16 protein-coding genes are annotated in these 17,244 nt (G+C 58.2%); 10 read left to right on the top strand and 6 right to left on the bottom strand.

Features of this window, described 5'->3' with window-relative positions; translation table 11 throughout:
- The first annotated feature begins 6 nt into the window (after nt 1-6).
- From AWB69_RS31650 to AWB69_RS31625, 6 genes are all read left to right on the top strand, one after another.
- A complete protein-coding gene (locus AWB69_RS31650; RefSeq protein WP_062090769.1) occupies nt 7-1,350 on the top strand; it encodes a sigma-54-dependent transcriptional regulator in 1,344 nt (447 codons plus the stop codon).
- A gap of 383 nt (nt 1,351-1,733) precedes the next feature.
- The gene (locus tag AWB69_RS31645) at nt 1,734-2,879 is read left to right on the top strand and encodes a porin (RefSeq protein WP_062090768.1); all 1,146 of its coding nucleotides are present in this window, start codon (nt 1,734-1,736) and stop codon (nt 2,877-2,879) included.
- Between the two features lie 173 nt (nt 2,880-3,052).
- The gene (locus AWB69_RS31640) at nt 3,053-4,198 is read left to right on the top strand and encodes a YncE family protein (RefSeq protein WP_156529026.1); all 1,146 of its coding nucleotides are present in this window, start codon (nt 3,053-3,055) and stop codon (nt 4,196-4,198) included.
- Nucleotides 4,199-4,221: 23 nt separating this feature from the next.
- On the top strand, nt 4,222-4,992 hold the full coding sequence (locus AWB69_RS31635) for a molybdate ABC transporter substrate-binding protein (protein ID WP_197500367.1): 771 nt from the start codon (nt 4,222-4,224) through the stop codon (nt 4,990-4,992).
- An 81-nt stretch (nt 4,993-5,073) separates the two neighbouring features.
- Nucleotides 5,074-6,120, top strand: a complete 1,047-nt coding sequence (locus AWB69_RS31630; RefSeq protein ID WP_062090765.1) for a fumarylacetoacetate hydrolase family protein — start codon at nt 5,074-5,076, stop codon at nt 6,118-6,120.
- A 218-nt stretch (nt 6,121-6,338) separates the two neighbouring features.
- Nucleotides 6,339-7,379 carry an alpha/beta fold hydrolase gene (locus tag AWB69_RS31625; RefSeq protein ID WP_062090764.1) on the top strand — a complete coding sequence of 347 codons (1,041 nt, stop codon included), beginning with the start codon at nt 6,339-6,341 and terminating at the stop codon, nt 7,377-7,379.
- Between the two features lie 266 nt (nt 7,380-7,645).
- Here the strand turns inward: AWB69_RS31625 and AWB69_RS31620 are convergent, their stop codons facing one another.
- Both AWB69_RS31620 and AWB69_RS50910 read right to left on the bottom strand, forming a co-directional pair.
- Nucleotides 7,646-8,098 carry a cupin domain-containing protein gene (locus AWB69_RS31620; protein WP_062090763.1) on the bottom strand — a complete coding sequence of 151 codons (453 nt, stop codon included), beginning with the start codon at nt 8,096-8,098 and terminating at the stop codon, nt 7,646-7,648.
- Nucleotides 8,099-8,421: 323 nt separating this feature from the next.
- Nucleotides 8,422-8,670: an Arm DNA-binding domain-containing protein gene (locus AWB69_RS50910; RefSeq protein WP_075644026.1), complete on the bottom strand. Its 249-nt coding sequence runs from the start codon at nt 8,668-8,670 to the stop codon at nt 8,422-8,424.
- Nucleotides 8,671-8,844: 174 nt separating this feature from the next.
- On the opposite strand from AWB69_RS50910, the gene AWB69_RS31615 reads away from it, so the two are divergent.
- On the top strand, nt 8,845-9,690 hold the full coding sequence (locus tag AWB69_RS31615) for a protein-L-isoaspartate O-methyltransferase family protein (RefSeq protein WP_062090762.1): 846 nt from the start codon (nt 8,845-8,847) through the stop codon (nt 9,688-9,690).
- 19 nt (nt 9,691-9,709) lie between these two features.
- Here the strand turns inward: AWB69_RS31615 and AWB69_RS31610 are convergent, their stop codons facing one another.
- Together AWB69_RS31610 and AWB69_RS50455 are read right to left on the bottom strand one after the other, a co-directional pair.
- A complete protein-coding gene (locus tag AWB69_RS31610) occupies nt 9,710-11,116 on the bottom strand; it encodes an FAD/NAD(P)-binding protein (RefSeq protein ID WP_197500366.1) in 1,407 nt (468 codons plus the stop codon).
- 352 nt (nt 11,117-11,468) lie between these two features.
- A complete protein-coding gene (locus AWB69_RS50455) occupies nt 11,469-11,591 on the bottom strand; it encodes a hypothetical protein (RefSeq protein ID WP_269447509.1) in 123 nt (40 codons plus the stop codon).
- 138 nt (nt 11,592-11,729) lie between these two features.
- Between AWB69_RS50455 and AWB69_RS31605 the strand changes: the two genes are divergently transcribed.
- Together AWB69_RS31605 and AWB69_RS31600 are read left to right on the top strand one after the other, a co-directional pair.
- On the top strand, nt 11,730-12,917 hold the full coding sequence (locus tag AWB69_RS31605; protein WP_231937301.1) for a type IV toxin-antitoxin system AbiEi family antitoxin: 1,188 nt from the start codon (nt 11,730-11,732) through the stop codon (nt 12,915-12,917).
- The gene (locus AWB69_RS31600; RefSeq protein WP_062090759.1) at nt 12,918-13,772 is read left to right on the top strand and encodes a nucleotidyl transferase AbiEii/AbiGii toxin family protein; all 855 of its coding nucleotides are present in this window, start codon (nt 12,918-12,920) and stop codon (nt 13,770-13,772) included.
- A 15-nt stretch (nt 13,773-13,787) separates the two neighbouring features.
- Here AWB69_RS31600 and AWB69_RS31595 read toward each other — a convergent pair whose 3' ends face one another.
- On the bottom strand, nt 13,788-15,167 hold the full coding sequence (locus AWB69_RS31595; RefSeq protein WP_062090758.1) for an LLM class flavin-dependent oxidoreductase: 1,380 nt from the start codon (nt 15,165-15,167) through the stop codon (nt 13,788-13,790).
- A 322-nt stretch (nt 15,168-15,489) separates the two neighbouring features.
- Here AWB69_RS31595 and AWB69_RS31590 point away from each other — a divergent pair, with 322 nt between their 5' ends.
- Complete coding sequence (locus AWB69_RS31590) at nt 15,490-15,813, top strand: HU family DNA-binding protein (RefSeq protein ID WP_269447508.1); 324 nt, start codon at nt 15,490-15,492, stop codon at nt 15,811-15,813.
- 106 nt (nt 15,814-15,919) lie between these two features.
- On the opposite strand, the gene AWB69_RS31585 is transcribed toward AWB69_RS31590, so the two are convergent.
- Nucleotides 15,920-17,098, bottom strand: coding sequence for a fumarylacetoacetate hydrolase family protein (locus tag AWB69_RS31585; protein ID WP_062090756.1), 1,179 nt, complete (start codon nt 17,096-17,098; stop codon nt 15,920-15,922).
- Between the last annotated feature and the right edge of the window lie 146 nt (nt 17,099-17,244).

The following is a 17,244-nucleotide window of genomic DNA, read 5'->3' as shown; positions in this document are numbered from 1 at the left end:
AAGACGATGTCTAAAAATCTGAAAGTGCTGTTTGTGGAAGATGACGCGGCGGTGCGCCTCGGCGGCACGCAAGCACTTCGTTTGAGCGGCCTGGAGGTTCAGTCGTTCGAGCGGGCCGAACATGCCCTGCGTTATATCGAGTTTGGCTTCCCCGGTATTCTGGTCAGCGACCTCCGGTTGCCCGGCATGAGCGGCCTCGCATTATTAGAGCATACGGTCGGAACTGACGCATCGCTGCCGGTCATCCTCGTGACTGGTCACGGCGATATCCCGATGGCGGTCGACGCGATGCGCCGGGGTGCTTATGATTTTGTCGAGAAACCATACTCGTCGGAACAACTCGTCGACGTATCTCAGCGCGCGCTCGAAAAACGTCGCCTGACGCTTGAACTCGCATCCGTTCGTCAGGCACTTGCGCATCGGGACAATATAGAAGCAAGGATTCTCGGACGTTCTCCAGCGATCGAGCGCCTGCGCCGAATGATCCTGGAACTTGCCGACGCCGACGCGAATGCACTGATTCTCGGCGAAACAGGAACGGGCAAGGAGTTGGTCGCCCGTTCACTGCACGATTACGGGCATCGAAAGGCAAAGAATTTCGCGGCGATCAATTGCGCGGGTATTCCCGAGCTATTGTTCGAGAGCGAAGTGTTCGGCCATGAGGCTGGTTCCTTCACCGGCGCGATCAAGCGGCGTATCGGAAAAATTGAGTATGCCCGGGGAGGCACGCTGTTTCTGGACGAGATTGAAACAATGCAGATGTCGTTGCAAGTAAAACTGCTGCGCTTGCTCCAGGAGAAAAAGTTCGAGCGTGTCGGCTCCAATGATCTGCTTGAGATGGACTGCAGGATCGTCGCGGGATCCAAGGCGGATCTGTTGGCGTTGTCTTCAACAAACCACTTTCGCGATGACTTGTACTACCGGCTAGGCGTTATGGTCCTCGAGATTCCTCCGCTGCGGGAACGCCGGGAGGATATCCCCCTCCTGTTCGAGCACTTCGTCGTTCGGGCTGCGGCTGAATACAACAGGCCGATACCGGACATCTCGCCAGCGCAAATGCACGACCTGATGTCGCGACCTTGGGGAGGGAACGTAAGGGAACTACGTAACGTGGCCGAGCGTTTCACGTTAGGTATGCCGACGCGCGTCGAGGCAGCCAGCAGCGACGACAATACGGAGAAACCCTCGCTTGAGACCAAACTCAATCTGTTCGAGCGCCAGCTGATCGAAGAGGCGTTGCGCGGATGTTCGGGTCGCACGGCTATCGCGTGCGAGCGTTTGGGGGTACCCAAAAAAACTCTGTACGACAAGATACGTCGCTTGGGTATCAGCACCGACGAGTTCAAATGAATTGGTCTGGATCAGGGTCTGGAAGAGCTCGACCCTATTTCCAGCCATCAAATGGCCGCTTTTCTGGTTTTCCGCAATAAGACCGAATGAACAAACGGCAAATGCACCTCAAATCAACAGCTTAGTAGTCGAACAGACTGGCACGCTGCTTGCGTAATTGGTGATGACAATTACGATGACAACGGAGGCCCTTGTATGACTGCGCGTGAGAGCGTATCAACGTAGCCGAATCCCTTGCTTTCCCGCCTCTTGAAGCGCTTAGCCGGCTGTTCTGGTCCACCAGGCACCGCAGCGTTTTGCGCTGGCACTTATTCACAGATTAAATCGGTGTACTAAGTTACCGGATTTATGGATTCCTATACCTATAATATTTTGGAGATTTCATGAGACGCCTCGCAATATCGGGTTTTACCCTGACCATGCTGTCCGCAGCTTCTGTCGCCCAAGCCCAAAGCAGTGTCACGCTCTACGGCGAGATTGATAACGCATTGGCGTACTACAACAATGTGGGTCACGCCTCCCTGGTCACGATGCAGGGTGCTGACCTGACCACCAACCAGTGGGGCATTAAAGGCAAGGAGGACCTGGGTGGTGGTTTTCAGGCGATTTTCAACCTGGAAAACGGCTTTGACATCAACACAGGCAAGTTGAGGCAGGGTGGCCGCGAGTTTGGAAAGAATGCATGGGTGGGCCTGTCGAGCACCACCTTGGGCACGATCACGATCGGTCGCCAGTTGGATCCGACGGTTGATCTTGTTCAACCCTTTACGGGCGACGGGTACGGTCCCGCGTTTACGACTCCTGGCGATGCTGACAACAACGACAATACCTTCCGGGTTGACAATTCGATCAAGTACACGAGCCCGACTTATGGCGGCCTGCAGTATGAATTGATGTACGGCTTGGGCGGCGTGGCGGGCAGCATATCGTCGCAGGAACTTTCCTCGGCTGCTGTGTCGTACACCCACGGCGGCTTGGGACTGGCCGCTGGCTACATCTTCGCCAAGAATGACGGTCCCGGTGGCTTGGGCACGGCCGACCAGACTCAGAACAACTCCGTCACGCCGCTCTTTGGCAGCGTCCCGTTTGTAGGCTCACGGCTGATCGCCCACGTTGCAGCTCAGTATGCTATCGGTCCGTTTACCGCTAACGTGCGCTACAGCAATGCGGAGTGGAAGCCCTATACAAGCTTCGCGGCATTCAACCGTACTGAAAACTTCAATACCGGAGCCACCTCCCTCGACTACCAGGTGACGCCAGCGCTTGTGGTGAACGTCGGCTACACCTTTACGAAGTCAAGCGGGGCTTCTTCGGCGACGTACAACACCGTTGCGGCAGGCACGGAATACTCCTTGTCCAAGCGTACGACCGTCTACGCAATCGGCGGTTACTCGCATGCACACGGCACCACCTTCAGCGCAGACGGCAATAGCATCGTCGCTGCCGGCGGTTCTGTGGGTGACCTCGAATCCAGCTCAAGCACGCCAAATCAGGTCGCTTTTATCATGGGCATTACCCACAAGTTCTGACGACGCATGCAAAAGCCGCGAGTGTTTTGATAGCCACTGCCGCGGCGTCTCAGACTGCACACTCGTCTTGAACAAATTATCCGGCTGGCAAATGGAACCTGAGATTCACGAATACCTTGCAGGCAACCGGCGAAGGAAGCGGGTTCTTTCGATGCCTCCGCCAGGTACCACCCGTGCAAAAAACATCGGCTGTTAAACCTGAAACAAGCAATGGCAGTAATACAAAAAGGATGGAGATGATGTCACACAAGCTAAAGTCGCTCGCGCTGCTCGGCAGCCTGTTTTCTTGTGTCCTGACCGGCCATGTCGGCGCCGCTGAACTCAAGATGATTTCCAAAGTGCAGATTCCGGGCGCGGCCCTGGATTCGTTCGACATCAGTTATGTCGATCAGAAGACAAATCGGTATTACCTGGCCGACCGAAGCAACAAGGCCGTTGATATTGTCGACGGAACGACAGAGAAGGTAATTGGCCAGGTCCCCGGTTTTGTCGGCTTCGACAAGGACAACGACACGGCAGGGCCTAATGGCGTCCTGGTCATTGGCAATGAAGCCTGGGCCGGCGATGGGGATAGCTCGGTCAAGGTCATCGACCTCAAGTCCCAGAAAATCGTCGATACGATCAAGACTGGCGGGAAAAACCGCGCTGACGAAATGGCGTACGATCCCAAGCACCATATCTTTATTGTCACCAACGATGCGGACGATCCTCCCTTCGTGACGCTGATCTCGACCAAGCCAGGACATAAGATCCTCAAGAAGATCGTCTTCAAGGACGCGACCGATGGAATCGAGCAGCCGATCTATTACGCGCCAAAAAGCATCTTCCTGATGACGGTTCCGGAAATCAAGGGCGACAAGTCAACGGGCGGAATCGCCATGATCGATCCGCTCAAGGGCGAAGTCACGAAAATCATGAAGGTTTCCGGCTGCACACCTGCCGGGCTGGCACGCGGGCCGGGAAAGAATCTGGTGATCGGTTGCAACGCCGGCGGAAAGAAGTCGACGCTCAAACCGGTTACGCTGATCGTCAACGGAGATAGCGGGGCAGTTGTCGCCTCGGTTCCCGATATGGGCGCAGCTGACGAAGTGGCTTATAGCGCTAAAAACGGGCAGTACTACATTAGCGGCCGGCAGATGCCGAATGGTCCGGTTCTGGGCGTGATCGACGCCAAGACCAACACGCTCTTGCAGAGCATCCCTACGGGAGGTAATGCCCACTCGGTTGCTACGAGCGACGTGAATGGACATGTGTTTGTACCGCTTCCTAAAACAGGTGGTCCGTGCGGTGGTTGCATCGGCGTCTACAGTACTCAATGAGGCTCATCGTGAGGACAGTTCTCGTGAAAATTAAAGCGGGATTTTTAGTCGGCGTGCTCCTCGCGGTGGTTCAGCCGGTTCACGCAGCGGATCTGGTAGTTTTTTCGGCGGCCGCGCTGAAAGGCGCTTTTGAGAAACTGCCAGAGCAATACTTTGCCGCGAGTGGCGACCATGTCCGCCTGATCTACGGCACCGCAGGCCAGGTGCACGATCGGGCGGTGTCGGGGGAGGCTTTCGATCTCGTCATTGTTCCTCCCACGCCGCTCGCCAATCTGGTCGAACGTCATCTGGTGCAGGAGGGGTCGCAAAAAGACCTCGCTCGCGTGCGACTCGGTATGGCGGTCAAGACCGGCACCGCTGCGCCCTCGATCGGGGACGACCAGGCGTTCGCGCATGTCTTGCTTGACGCTCCGTCGATCGGCATGGCTAACCCGGCAACCGGAGCGACGTCGGGCATCTATCTCGCCAAACTGATTGACCGCCTCGGGATTGGTGACCGGGTAGACGCCAAGATCAAGTACTACGCCGAAGGGCAGACTGCTATGGAGGCCATGGCGCGGGGCGAAGTATCCGTCGGACTAGGGCAGATCAGCGAAATCAAGCCCGTTCATGGCGTCACGCTCGTCGGGCCTATTCCAGAGGACCTGCAGCTCAAGACGACCTACGCAGTGGGTATCGGCGCCAACAGCGGGTCACCGGAGATGGCAAAAAAGCTGCTCTCTTATCTCACCGGACCGGCAGTGCAGGCGTCGTTGAAAGCGAATGGATTCGACCTTGTTTCACCGGCGAACTAGCTGGAGCCGGGCCTCGTTAGCCATACGCTGCCAGGCTTGCCAGGCACTATTATTCAGGTCTACTACTTCAAAGGAACGATCTTGGACAAATCGCGTCGCACCCTCCTTAAAATAGGCACGGGGCTCGCCCTCAGCTCGGCGGTAACCACTCGGGCTGGAGCGACTCCCGCAGCAATCAAGGTTCCCGCAGGGTCAGGACCGGCTGGCAATGCGTTGCGGTTGGTGACCTATCAACATGCTGCCGCAGAAGCGCCGCGCCTTGGTGTGGTGACAGCGCAGGGCATGGTAATCGACGTCGGCGCGAGCGCCCGCGAGTTAGGTATGACGCTGGCCTTCGACCCGGCGAGCATGGTCTCGTTGATAGACGCCGGGCCGGATGCCGTCGCACAGGCGCGTCGATGCGCGGCCTCCGGGCGAGCGCATGCGTCACTTGAGCGCGTGCGGCTACTTGCGCCGATCCCGGTGCCCGCCCGCAACGTCTACGCTGTCGGCTGGAACTATCTGGAGCATTTTGGCGAGAGTCTGACCGCGAAGCAGGCAGCTGCAGCTCTGCCGAAGCACCCGGTGTTCTTCACCAAGGGGACGCACACCATCAACGGTCCCTTTGACCCCATCCCCTTCGATCCATCGGTGTCCGTGAAGATCGATTGGGAGGGCGAATTGGCGGTCATTATTGGCAAGCGTGGCCGTAACATCACGGAAGCCGACGCGATGCAGTACGTGTTCGGCTATGCCGTGATCAACGACACGACCGCCCGCGACATGCAGGTCGATCATGGCGGCCAATGGTTCAAGGGCAAGAGCCTGGACGGTCATGGCCCGATTGGCCCCTGGATCATTCCCGCCAGCGACATCGACTACACCAACCTGCAACTGACCACGCGCGTGAACGGTGTGGTGAAGCAGCAAATCAACACCAGCCAGATGTATTTCAAGGTGCCGCGCATCATCGCCGAGCTGTCTCTGGGTCTGACGCTCGAGCCCGGCGACATCATCGCAACGGGGACACCATCGGGCATCGGCGCCGCTCGTAACCCGCCGGAGTTCCTGAAACCTGGCGACGTGATGGAAACCGAAATCGATCGGATTGGCGTGATCCGAAATGTGATTCGTCAGGTCACCAGCTAGGGGCAGGTGTCGCGAGGGAATAGGGGGAGAAGTCGCTGCCGGGGCAATTGACTTGTGCGGCGGCCTGATCGACGGGCCGACGTTGGCGTGGTGGATCGCAACGCTGTGCGTCTAGATTTTCGAGTCCATGAGGTCGACTTGGAAGTCGATGGCTTGTTTTATGAATCGGCAATACCAGAAAACCCTTCAATATAGTCGGACAGTCATAGGGAATCGGAATGAGTGATGTGAGTGATGTGAACGAGAAGCAGAACGTATTACAGCGACGTCGTTTTTTGCAAGGCGCAGCACTGACATTGGTCACGACGACGGTGATGCCGATAAGCGCGAGCGCTGCATCCACGCAGATCGTTGCCGAAGATCACTGGGCGCAAAAAGGCGCGGTGAAGTTGTACCTGTACCGCAAGCGCCTCGCAGACAGCACAAACGCGGGTGCGGCCCAGAAGCCGGTATTGTTCCTGGTACATGGCTCGTCGTTCTCGGGGCGGGGCGGGTTCGACCTGCAGGTACCCGGATTGGCGAACTACTCGTTCATGGACGAGTTCGCAAGATACGGCTTTGACGTCTGGACCATGGACCATGAGAATTACGGCCGTTCGTCCAAGACCGAATCGAACTCCAATATCAGATCGGGCGTCGACGACTTGAAAGCCGCGCTCCCGATTGTCGAGCACGTTACCGGACAGAAGAAGGTCATGTTCTACGGCCAGTCTTCTGGCTCGATCCGTCTGGGTGTCTTTGCAATGGAAGAGCCGGAGCGAGTCGATCGCATGGTGCTCGATGCGTTCACCTATACCGGCGAGGGCGCGCCCGAGATCATGAAGCGGCGCGCGAACATTGCAAGCCTCACGGCCAGCAACTTCCGGCCGAGCTCGCAAGCGAGCTTCGACGCCATTTTTTCGCGCGATGACCCGTCGACAGTCGACCCGGCAGTACCGAAAGCCTTGGGTGACTACGAGCTGAAGCTGACGAACCGGACGCCGAACGGAACCTATGTCGACATGGCGATCCACATGCCGATGGTCGACCCCAAAAGGCTTCAGTGTTCCGTTTGCATGACGAGAGCCGAACACGACGGCAATGCTACGGATGCCGAATTACTCGATTTCTTCTCGCAACTGCCGAACAAGGACAAACAATTCTGTGAGATCAAGGGTGTCGCCCATGTCGCGGTGCTTGGCATCAACCGCCACCGTATCTGGCACGTCATGCATGCCTTCTTCACGATGCCTCCGCAACGCACCGCCGCAAGCGAGTGACTTGCACCGTCTGGCTGCCTGACCGTTACCAGGATTGACGGATTTCAATCGGTTGCTGCTACCTTAAAGGAGCCGACTGCCGTGAAAAGCGCACGTGTTTAGTCGGGCATCGATCCAGCCGCGGCTGCCGATTGCTCGACGAGAGCGGCATTCTGATGTGTCACGTGCCTTCAAACGACACGTGCAGTTCCAGATGCTCGCCCGTTCTGCTCAGCGATGATACGACGACGCGTCATGGTGCAACTGCTCCGTTGTAATCAGCGCAATTAGAGCGGCAAAGGCGTAACGCTCGACCAGTCAGGTAGGGCATCAAGATCCGAGCGCATCGTAACGCTTTCCTGTTCGTTGGGATCCGTTCGGGCGATCACCGCGACGCAAGGCTCATCCGCGCTCGCGTTGTACGGAACATGCGGCACCCCTGCGGGGATGTAGAAGAAATCTCCGGCCCGAACCACCACATGCTGCTCTAATCGGTCGCCATACCAGCACCCCGAGACGCCGCTCAGTTGATAGATGGCCGTCTCATGTTCGGCGTGGAGATGCGCTTTGGCACGGGCACCCGGCGGAATTGTTGCAAGCTGAAGATGCATATGCTTCGAGCCTACGCTTTCAGCTGAAATACCTACAGCATAGGTCAGCCCTTGCTTCCCCTGGAACTGTGGGCCAGCTTGCACCAGTTGGCAGGTGGGTGTGTCAGGCTTGCGTGCGCTAATGTTCATTGCTTCTCCAGACAATGAGCGCCGACGTCGGCGAAATGGCGGGTATACGACGGCAGAATACACCCGCGCACGGTCCGAAGACGGTCGTCCTTTATGTGGTCATGTACCGTGTATCCCGATGATCGTATGTATTGCCTGGGGGGCGTTGTCTGGGGCCAAAAAAGGCGATCGCTGATCTGCCTAAAGCACCCGAGACACTTCGATATAGTGCCGAGGCGTCCAGGTCGTTTTCTTTTTGCCAAGCCACTTTTCGCAAACGACTTTGAAAGTCTCGCGGCCGGCCTCGATTGTGTTAACCAGTTCCCTCGATTGTGTTAACCAGTTCAATACGTCGTGCATGCGACGGATGGGTGCCTTTCTTTACCAGCGCGCGCTGCCTTTAGATTTACTTCTGGATACTCGCCGACTGCGAACACGTTCTCCTTTCCGTTAAGCTCGTAGCGGTATCGCCAAAGCTTCGAACCATTTGGTTTCACTTCAATATAGAGCCCATTGGCATTGGTGATTTTGATAGGCTTGGTAGATGCCTTGGCCTGGCGGATCTTGACGTCGGTGAGCGGCGTAGAAGACAACCGGATATAGAAGGCTTAGTCTTAACCTGATACCCGGTTTTCATAGGATGGAGACGGTTTCCGGCGGATTTCGGTGGACGATTGTTTGGGCGGAATCGCAGTTCTGGAAAGGAACGCAGGCATTTTTTCGGACGTTAGAGAACCACTGCGGACTTGTTGATTTGGTGAATTGTCATGCGTAAGGAAAAGGCGAGGGTCGAGGAAGCCAGGAAGTCCTACGCCCGGCTCATGGCCGCCGCGAGCAAATCCGACGATCCAAGGCTTGAGCGCGTTTTCGAACTCGTGCCTCGTGAGGCGTTCCTGCCGCCTGGCCCGTGGAAGATCATGGTGGACAACGAGTACTTTGACACCCCCAGCGCGGACCCTGTCTATCTTTACCAGAACGCCCTGGTTGCGCTCGATGCAAGTAAGGGAATCAACAATGGCGAGCCGTTCCTGCATGCCGCATGGCTTGGCGCGGCCGCGCCGCAACGCGGCAATACGGTGTGCCATATCGGCGCGGGTTCGGGTTATTACACCGCCATTCTTTCGGTGCTCGCGCTGCCGGGCGGCCGCGTGGAAGCGTTCGAAATCGAACCCGCCCTGGCCGAGGCGGCACGCAGGAATTTGCAGGCATTCGAGAGCGTGACGGTGACGCAGGGCGACGCTACCAAGCTGCCTTTGCCCGCGTCGGATCTTATTTATGTGAACGCAGGCGTCCTGGCGCCGCCGCGTTCCTGGCTTCAGGCGCTGCGTCCGCGTGGCCACCTGATTTTTCCGTGGCGCCCGTCGGATGAAGTCGGACTAACCTTGTTGATCACGAGAACAGACGCGGGTTTTGAAGCGAAACCGCTGATGAACTCGTGGTTTATCGCATGCGTTGGTGGCGCATCGACCGCGGATGGGTTCGTGACACCGCCGACTCTCCACATGGCGTGGGCCGTGAGGTCGGCGTGGCTGACGTCAGAGCGTGTACCCGACGCGACCGCGGTGGTCGCATACGAGCATGTGTGGTTTTCTTCATCTGCCTTGCACGGATGAGTTCATCCACGGGGACGCGTCAAGGCGATGTATAGGCGAGCAGGCTGCCGTCCTGAAGCACTCGTTCGAGATGGCGCGCGATGTCGGGTGCACCGGTCATTTCACCGAAGCTTCCGCGTGTCATCGGGCCGAACGCGAACAAGCCCGGTGACACTTCGCCGGCCGCATTCCTGAGCTGGCTCCGAAGGTTGGTGTCGAGTCCGATCCGCACCGCATCCAGCCGCGCGAGCCCACCCTCCAGCAGCGACTTCACGAGCGGATTGCAGTCTATATCGCGTGCTGGTCCCGTGCAGAAAACCACCGCATCGAAATCGTGTGCTTCAAGCGTGCCACCCGGACACCGAAGGCTTGCTCTCAGGCGCCCCGCCACGCAGCTGATCGCGGCGATACCCGCCGTGGTGACGCTCATCTGACCGCTCTCGATGGCGCGCTCGACAGCACTATGAATCTGCGGCGCAATGCGAAAGCGATGCACGTCCCAGAACGGCAGCAGCTTCTTCACCACGCGCCATTGTTCGCGAGCGGGCAATGCGCTCCAGATTCGCGGAAGATCGAAACGCAGGGCGTCGGCAGCGGGTTGCCAACCGATGCGGGCCTCGTCGCGCGCAATCCGCTGCCTGAGCTTGCGCACCAGTTCGCGGGCGCTGGCGGGCGGGGCGGAGTGGTCGAGGAAATCGGCGGCATCGGAGAAAAGTCCATGCGGCCGGGCGCGCAAACCCCGTCGCGAGATCGCCGTGATGCGCCCGGTATGCGCGCGTTCGATCAGCGTGACGGCCACGTCCGCCATCGTCAGGCCGGTGCCGACCAGCAGCACGGACGCGTCCGGCGGGATCGCGCGCAACGCGTCCGGCGCCCACGGATGCGTGACCAGTCGCGGATCGCGCAACGCCTGTTCGTCGATGACCCCGGGTGGTTCCGAAGGCGTATGACCGAAACACAGCGCAACGCGATGTGTTTCCAGATGCGAACCATCGCCGAGTGCCACCGCATAGCCTGATTCGGTCTCGCGCACGCCGGTGGCAGTGGCTCGCCGATGTTTTACACGCACATGCGAGGCGGCGTTGGCCACAACATCGTCCAGGGTCGCGGCGACATACTCGCCGTATCGAGCGCGCGACACATAGGAGTTGCCCTGGCCGTCGCTGCTACCTGGATCCATTGCGTCGTGAGCCTTGAGCCAGCGGGTCGCGTGCGTGGAGTCGCCGGCGAACAGGCTCATCCGGTCGCTCGGTACGTTGATCCGGTGCAGCGGGTCCGACGTTCCATAGGCAATACCCCGGCCGAGTTCAGCCGACGGTTCCACAATGGTGAAGTCGAGATCGACGCCAGCCGGGCAGGCACGAATGGCATGGATAACGAATGCGACGCCGGTGAAGCCGCCACCGATCACGACGATGTTCAACGGGGTATGTCCGGAAGTGTTCAAGAGAGTGCTCATCATGCTGGAGCGTCGAGGATACCTCAGCCAATACGTCTGGTGAACGGTGCGTAAAGTTTGAAATTCGCTAAGCTTGTAAGGATTCGTGGGATTGAATCCGGGGAGACGTTGGTATGACGCGAGTGCAGCGATGGTGTGATGGCAATGGGAAAGCGGGAAGGAGGATTGCCGTTGTTTATTTATATCGGCATGCTAATTGTTGGTGAGAAAAATAGAATCGTCCTGGGTGTGCATTGCACTCGCGCACCTGGCAGGAATGGTCCTGCCAGCCGAGGTGGTTTCGAGGGGATAGTTCTTGCCGTAGGGAGCCTTGATGAATTGCGCCATCAACTTGCGGGCATCAGTACGTTGCACCAGCGTTGGGCCGTTTCGTCAATGCACCCTTCGCATCGAGCAGCGCATTGAGTTTCTGGCGGGCGTCGGGTTGCTGCAGCACCGCGATGCGCGCCGTGAGCCGATTCATCAGTTCATCCAGGGTGCTGCGTTCTCGCAAGCTGGTTTGGTAAGCCATTTATCGCAACAACGGGTGATTTTTCAAATAAATCAGTAGTTTAGCTGGATTTTTACCTATCTGGATAGAAAGTGTGTTCATCTTTTTACGTTGTTCAGTAAAAATGAACAAAATAAATACTTGAACAAACTCTCTCTTCCTGTTCATACTACCCATCTGTTCAACTATTCTGAACATCCGCCGGCAATGAACAAAAGCGCCGTGTCAAGGTCACCCTTAAACCCTCAAGTCAGCCCTCACGTAGCCGACTTGATCCGCGGCGCGATCCATGCAGCCGGAAAGCGGACGTCGATTAATTTGAGCTCGATCGATCCGCCATCCGCCACGCGCCACGGTGCGAGCAATCACGCACGCATCACGCTCGATGTGAACGGCGTCGTCCAACAGTACGATGTCGAAACCAGATTGAGAATAAAGACGCGGGCAGAGCTTGAAACAATCGGTCAATGGGGTCGCATGTCCGTTATTCCGACTCTGCTTGTCGTGCCTCACCTGACTCCGGCGCTGGCGGAGGAATGCGTGAAGCGTGGCTTGCAGTTCATCGACCTCGCCGGGAACATGCATCTCCACGCGCCGGGTCAATACATGCTTGTCATCGGCCGTGGATCTGGCGAAGCGGTCAAGCGCCTTAAGCACGCCACCGGGCGGACGGTCACTTCCGCGAGCGCATCCGCGTTGCGAATGATTTTCGCGCTCCTGTGCGAGCCATCGCTTCTCAACCGCTCATATCGCGAGATTGCTTCGGCAGCGGGTATTGCACTGGGTACGGTCGGCCCTGTGCTGGAAGACCTGCGTGAACGCCGTCTTCTGACAGGTAAGGATGAGCGCCACGGTCGTCGCTTCCTTGATCCCGAGACATTACGGGACGAGTGGGTGACTAACTATCCGCTGCGGCTTCTATCCAAGCTTAATGCTCAACGCTTCACTGCACAGGATTCGTCATGGTGGGAAAACGCTGAGATTCCCGCCGGACAGGCATGGTGGGGCGCCGAGATAGCCGCCTCCAGGCTGACGCGGCAATTACGCCCGATCACTCAGACGCTCTACGTTGAACCTGACGCCCGGCAGGATGTCACTCTTGCGCTCGCAAAGCGTCATCGGTTGCGTGCTGATCCATCCGGTCCAATTGAAATCCTCGACGCGTTTTGGAACCTCGGCGAAACCAGTCGCGATCAGGATACGGCACCGGCATTGCTTGTCTACGCTGACTTGATACGGACGCGAGAACCCAGGAACCTGGAAGCTGCGGCATTGATTCGAGAAAACTGGACCCTCTAGATGAGTATCGTTTTTCTGAAGACCCCGCTGCCGCTGGAACAACGCACGCTGTTACGCGTGATGGATCGCATCGCCCGATCGTTGGATCTGCGGTACTTCGTGGTGGGCGCCACGGCTCGCGACATCCTGATGTACCACCTGCATGGATTTCCGGTTAATCGCGCGAGTCCGGACATCGACTTCGCGATGGCTATCAAAAGCTGGGAAGCATTCAATGTGGTCAAGGAGTCGCTGCTCAACGAGCGAGGCTTTCGGCCGGATCCGAAGATCATTCACCGGCTCCACTATTCGCCGCCGACGGGGGATGGCTTTCCCGTGGATCTCGTGCCTTTCGGTGGCGTGGAGGTGTCTTCTACAACCGTCGCGTGGCCCCCGGACATGAAGGTCGTGATGAACGTCGCGGGTTACGCCGAAGCTCTCGCAAGCGCTGTCAGCGTCAGTATCGAAGAACAGCTCGTCATTCCGGTAGCATCCATTCCCGGGCTCGCCATTACCAAGCTCATTGCGTGGCTTGACCGTGGTCACCTCCACGCTAAAGACGCTGTCGACTTGCTCTATCTGCTCGAAAACTATGCGGACGCGGGGAACGCTGATCGTTTGTATGGTGCAGAACTTTTCTTGCTGGCGGCGTGTGACTATGCCTTCGAACGTGCAGGTCCAAGACTGCTGGGGCGCGATATGACGGCAATCATGTCGGCGCAGTGTAGAAGCCAGATTGCCGCCATCCTGACTACTCCCGCGGTGCGGGACCGGTTGATCGTGAACATGCTTCAAGGTGCGTTTCAGCAAGACAACGCCTATAGCCGGCTCGACGATTATCTTGCCGAGTTCGAGGCAGGGCTGGCGCCAGCGTAACGCCAGCCGCTGCCATCACCCCGCGTGGTTCCTGCGAAACGACGCGCCCGTATGCTCGTCCGGCAGCTTCGCGCCGCGGTTGAACAACTTCTCGCGCAGGGTGCCATCGGCGTAAGCGGTCTTGTACACGCCACGTGCCTGCAACTCGGGAATCACCAGGTCGATGAAGTCCTCATCACTTTCAGGCGTTACTGTACGCGTCAGATTAAAGCCGTCGACACCGGTTTCATCCATCCACGATTCCAGCGCGTCAGCCACCTGCACTGGATTACCGACGATAGTCGTGAACCGCCCGCCGAGTTTCAACTGATCGAGCAGGCGCCGCACGGTCCAGCCGGATTTCCCGTCCGTCACGCGCTGCACCGACGACTCTATGCCGCGGCTCTTGTGACCACCAGGCGGTTCGAGTTCGTCGTCCAGATCGAACTTCGAATAGTCGATACCGCTGCCCGCCGCAAAGTGCGCCAGTCCCGCTTCGGCGCTCGCATGGCTCGCGTACTCGGCGAACTTCTCCTCAGCTTCAGCCGTGGTGCGTCCCACCACGACGGTGATGCCCATGAAGACCTTGAGACCGGCCGGGTCACGGCCTGCCTCGGCCGCTTGCTTGCGCAATGCATCGACGAGTTTGCGTGTACCTTCCTTGCTCTGGCTCGACACGAATACGCACTCGGCATGACGGATCGCGAACGCCTGACCCCGACCCGACGAACCCGCCTGGAACAACACAGGCGTGCGTTGCGGCGAGGGCTCGGACAAGTGATAACCCTCTACGTCGTAGTAGCGGCCGTGATGGTTGACCTTGTGGACTTTCCGCGGATCGGCGAACACGCGTGCGTTGCGGTCGCGCAAGACGGCGTCGTCTTCCCAACTGCCTTCCCATAGCTTGTACGTGACGTCGAGATATTCGTCGGCACGGTCGTAGCGTTCGTCGTGGGCAATCTGCTCCGTGAGGCCCATCGCACGCGCGGCGCTGTCGAGATAACCGGTCACGATGTTCCAGCCGATCCGCCCCTCGGTCAGATGATCGAGCGTGGAGAAACGCCGGGCCAGAAGATAGGGCGCTTCGTAAGTGAGGTTCACCGTGACGCCGAAACCAAGATGTTGAGTAACGGCCGCCATGGCGGACACCAGCATCAGGGGATCGTTGACCGGCAACTGCACGGATTCCTTGAGCGTCAGGTCGACCGATTCCTGATAAACGTCATACGCCCCCACGATATCCGCGATAAAAAGTCCGTCGAATAGTCCGCGCTCAAGCAATTTTGCAAGATCCGTCCAGTATGAAAGCTTTCGGTAATCTTTCGACTGGTCTCGCGGATGTGCCCACAAACCATGATTGATATGGCCGACACAGTTCATATTGAACGCGTTCAGGAGGATCTTTTTCTTGCTCATGGGAGTGGCGTGCAAAGGGCGGGACGGAAGAAGGGGGAGCGAATGAAGGCTGCGAAAACCGCCTACATAAAGCGGTTTTGGCCGCATTTCAGCGATGAAGGCAGCAAGAATGCTTGCATAGCTTCAGTGCATTGCAAACTATTGAATTCGCATTTGCATTCCATGATGCTTGGATTTATCACGCAGCATGACGGCCCGAGGAGCGAAATCGCAGACGTCGACCGGAGCAAATCCGCAGCAAACTCCGAACCAGCTCGCGACAAATTTGCAAGAAAACGGATTTGCCTCCAGCGAGCGTGTCCGGTAAGGTGACGCTTCCGCCTTGCAATCGCATGGGCAGTGCGTTGTACCCATCTTTGAGAAAACAGAAATGAACAAGCAAGAACTCGTTGACGCCGTGGCGTCCGCCACCGGCACGAGCAAAGCCGCAGCCGCTGAAGCTATTGATGCGTTTATCTCTACTGTCACGCAAGCCGTTGTCAACGGCGAAAGCGTTCAGTTCGTCGGTTTCGGCACCTTCAGCACCGGTGCACGCGCCGCACGCACGGGCCGCAATCCCAAGACCGGCGACACCATCCAGATCGCTGCTGCAAAGACGGTCAAGTTTACGGCCGGTAAAGCGTTCAAAGATCTCGTCAATCAGTAAGAATGACGGATGCGTCCTTGCAGCGGTGCCGGGCAAGGACGCAGTCGGACGGCTATCAGCTTCGTCAGACGAATGCGCCGTGTCGATTCAAAGCATTGATTCCGCTTCAGGAAGCGCGTTTGCTTTCCAGCAGGCCTCGCGCCACCAGGTTGCCATAAAGCGCCCGTACCCCGAACGTCCAGGGCGTAATTTCCGTCGATAAACGCACGGTGTTCACGATCGCGCCCAGCGATGGCGTAGAGATCGTCACCACGTCGCCCAGATGATGCGTGAAGCCGCCACCGGGCGTGTCGCGATCCTTGATCGGCGAGAACATGGTGCCGAGGAACAACATGAAACCGTCCGGATACTGATGATGCGCGCCATGCGTCTGCGCAACCAGGTCGGCCGGATCGCGGCTGATCTCGCGCATGTGGCTGATGCCATCAAGCACGAAACCATCGTCAGCGCCTTCAATGCGCAGCGACACGCTGGCTTCGCGCACGGTGTCGAGAGTGAATGCACTGTCGAACAAGCGCACGAACGGACCGATCGCGCATGAACCGTTGTTGTCCTTAGCCTTGCCGAGCAGCAACGCGGAGCGGCCTTCAATGTCGCGCAGGTTCACGTCGTTGCCGAGCGTTGCACCCACGATGGTGCCCGCGCTGTTCACCGCCAGCACGATTTCCGGTTCGGGATTGTTCCACTTCGAAGTCGGATACAAACCGACATCCGCACCAAATCCAACCGAGGACATGGGTTGCGATTTGGAAAATACTTCGGCATCCGGACCAATTCCGACTTCCATGTATTGCGACCACGCGCCGCGCCGTTCGAGTTCGGCCTTCAGCTTTTCCGCTGCTCCAGAGCCGGGTTTTATCTTCGACAGATCCGCGCCGATCAACTCGTTGATCATCGCGCGGGTCTCTTGCGCCTTGCTGGCGTCGCCGCCTGCGTGTTCTTCAATCACGCGTTCGAGCAGACTCACCGCAAACGTCACGCCGCATGCCTTGACCGCCTGCACGTCGCAGGGAGCGAGCAAATGCATCGCCTGTGTGGATGAATCGAGCGACGCGCGGATCAGCGCATCGACAGACCCAAGCGATTCACCCGGGGCATGACGCGCGATCTCCACCGCATCGGCACGATCAAAGAGATCTGCGGTGGTGGCGACCGTTGATGTGACGTCGACGACTTCGCCGCGCCGCACGACGATCACGGACGGTCCGTCTACAGGAGCGGGCCGCCAGACGCGGCCGATCAGCAGCGCGTCGTCAAGGTCGGAGGGAAGGTAAGCGTGAGGCATGTTGAATGTCTCCAGAAGGTTAGTGGCCGGCGTCCGTACGCCTCAGTGGTTGTGCCGCGATTCGCCGCGCGTCTCGACGATGTTCAGGTACAGCGTGGCCGGTTCGAGGCACGCGCCGCTGCCGTGCTGTCCGACCATGCTGCGGT

It is taken from the genome of Caballeronia udeis (assembly GCF_001544555.2).
In the GTDB taxonomy this organism is placed as follows: Bacteria; Pseudomonadota; Gammaproteobacteria; order Burkholderiales; family Burkholderiaceae; genus Caballeronia; species Caballeronia udeis.
The sequence above is the reverse complement of the archived record's forward strand: the minus strand, read 5'-3'. Positions and strand labels throughout refer to the sequence as shown.

Coding starts and splice junctions, on each gene's coding strand:
- AWB69_RS31650 (WP_062090769.1), top strand. CDS start 7: ATGTCTAAAAATCTGAAAGTGCTGTTTGTGGAAGATGACGCGGCGGTG.
- AWB69_RS31645 (WP_062090768.1), top strand. CDS start 1,734: ATGAGACGCCTCGCAATATCGGGTTTTACCCTGACCATGCTGTCCGCA.
- AWB69_RS31625 (WP_062090764.1), top strand. CDS start 6,339: ATGAGTGATGTGAGTGATGTGAACGAGAAGCAGAACGTATTACAGCGA.
- AWB69_RS31620 (WP_062090763.1), bottom strand. CDS start 8,098: ATGAACATTAGCGCACGCAAGCCTGACACACCCACCTGCCAACTGGTG.
- AWB69_RS31615 (WP_062090762.1), top strand. CDS start 8,845: ATGCGTAAGGAAAAGGCGAGGGTCGAGGAAGCCAGGAAGTCCTACGCC.
- AWB69_RS50455 (WP_269447509.1), bottom strand. CDS start 11,591: ATGAATCGGCTCACGGCGCGCATCGCGGTGCTGCAGCAACCCGACGCC.
- AWB69_RS31600 (WP_062090759.1), top strand. CDS start 12,918: ATGAGTATCGTTTTTCTGAAGACCCCGCTGCCGCTGGAACAACGCACG.
- AWB69_RS31595 (WP_062090758.1), bottom strand. CDS start 15,167: ATGAGCAAGAAAAAGATCCTCCTGAACGCGTTCAATATGAACTGTGTC.
- AWB69_RS31585 (WP_062090756.1), bottom strand. CDS start 17,098: ATGCCTCACGCTTACCTTCCCTCCGACCTTGACGACGCGCTGCTGATC.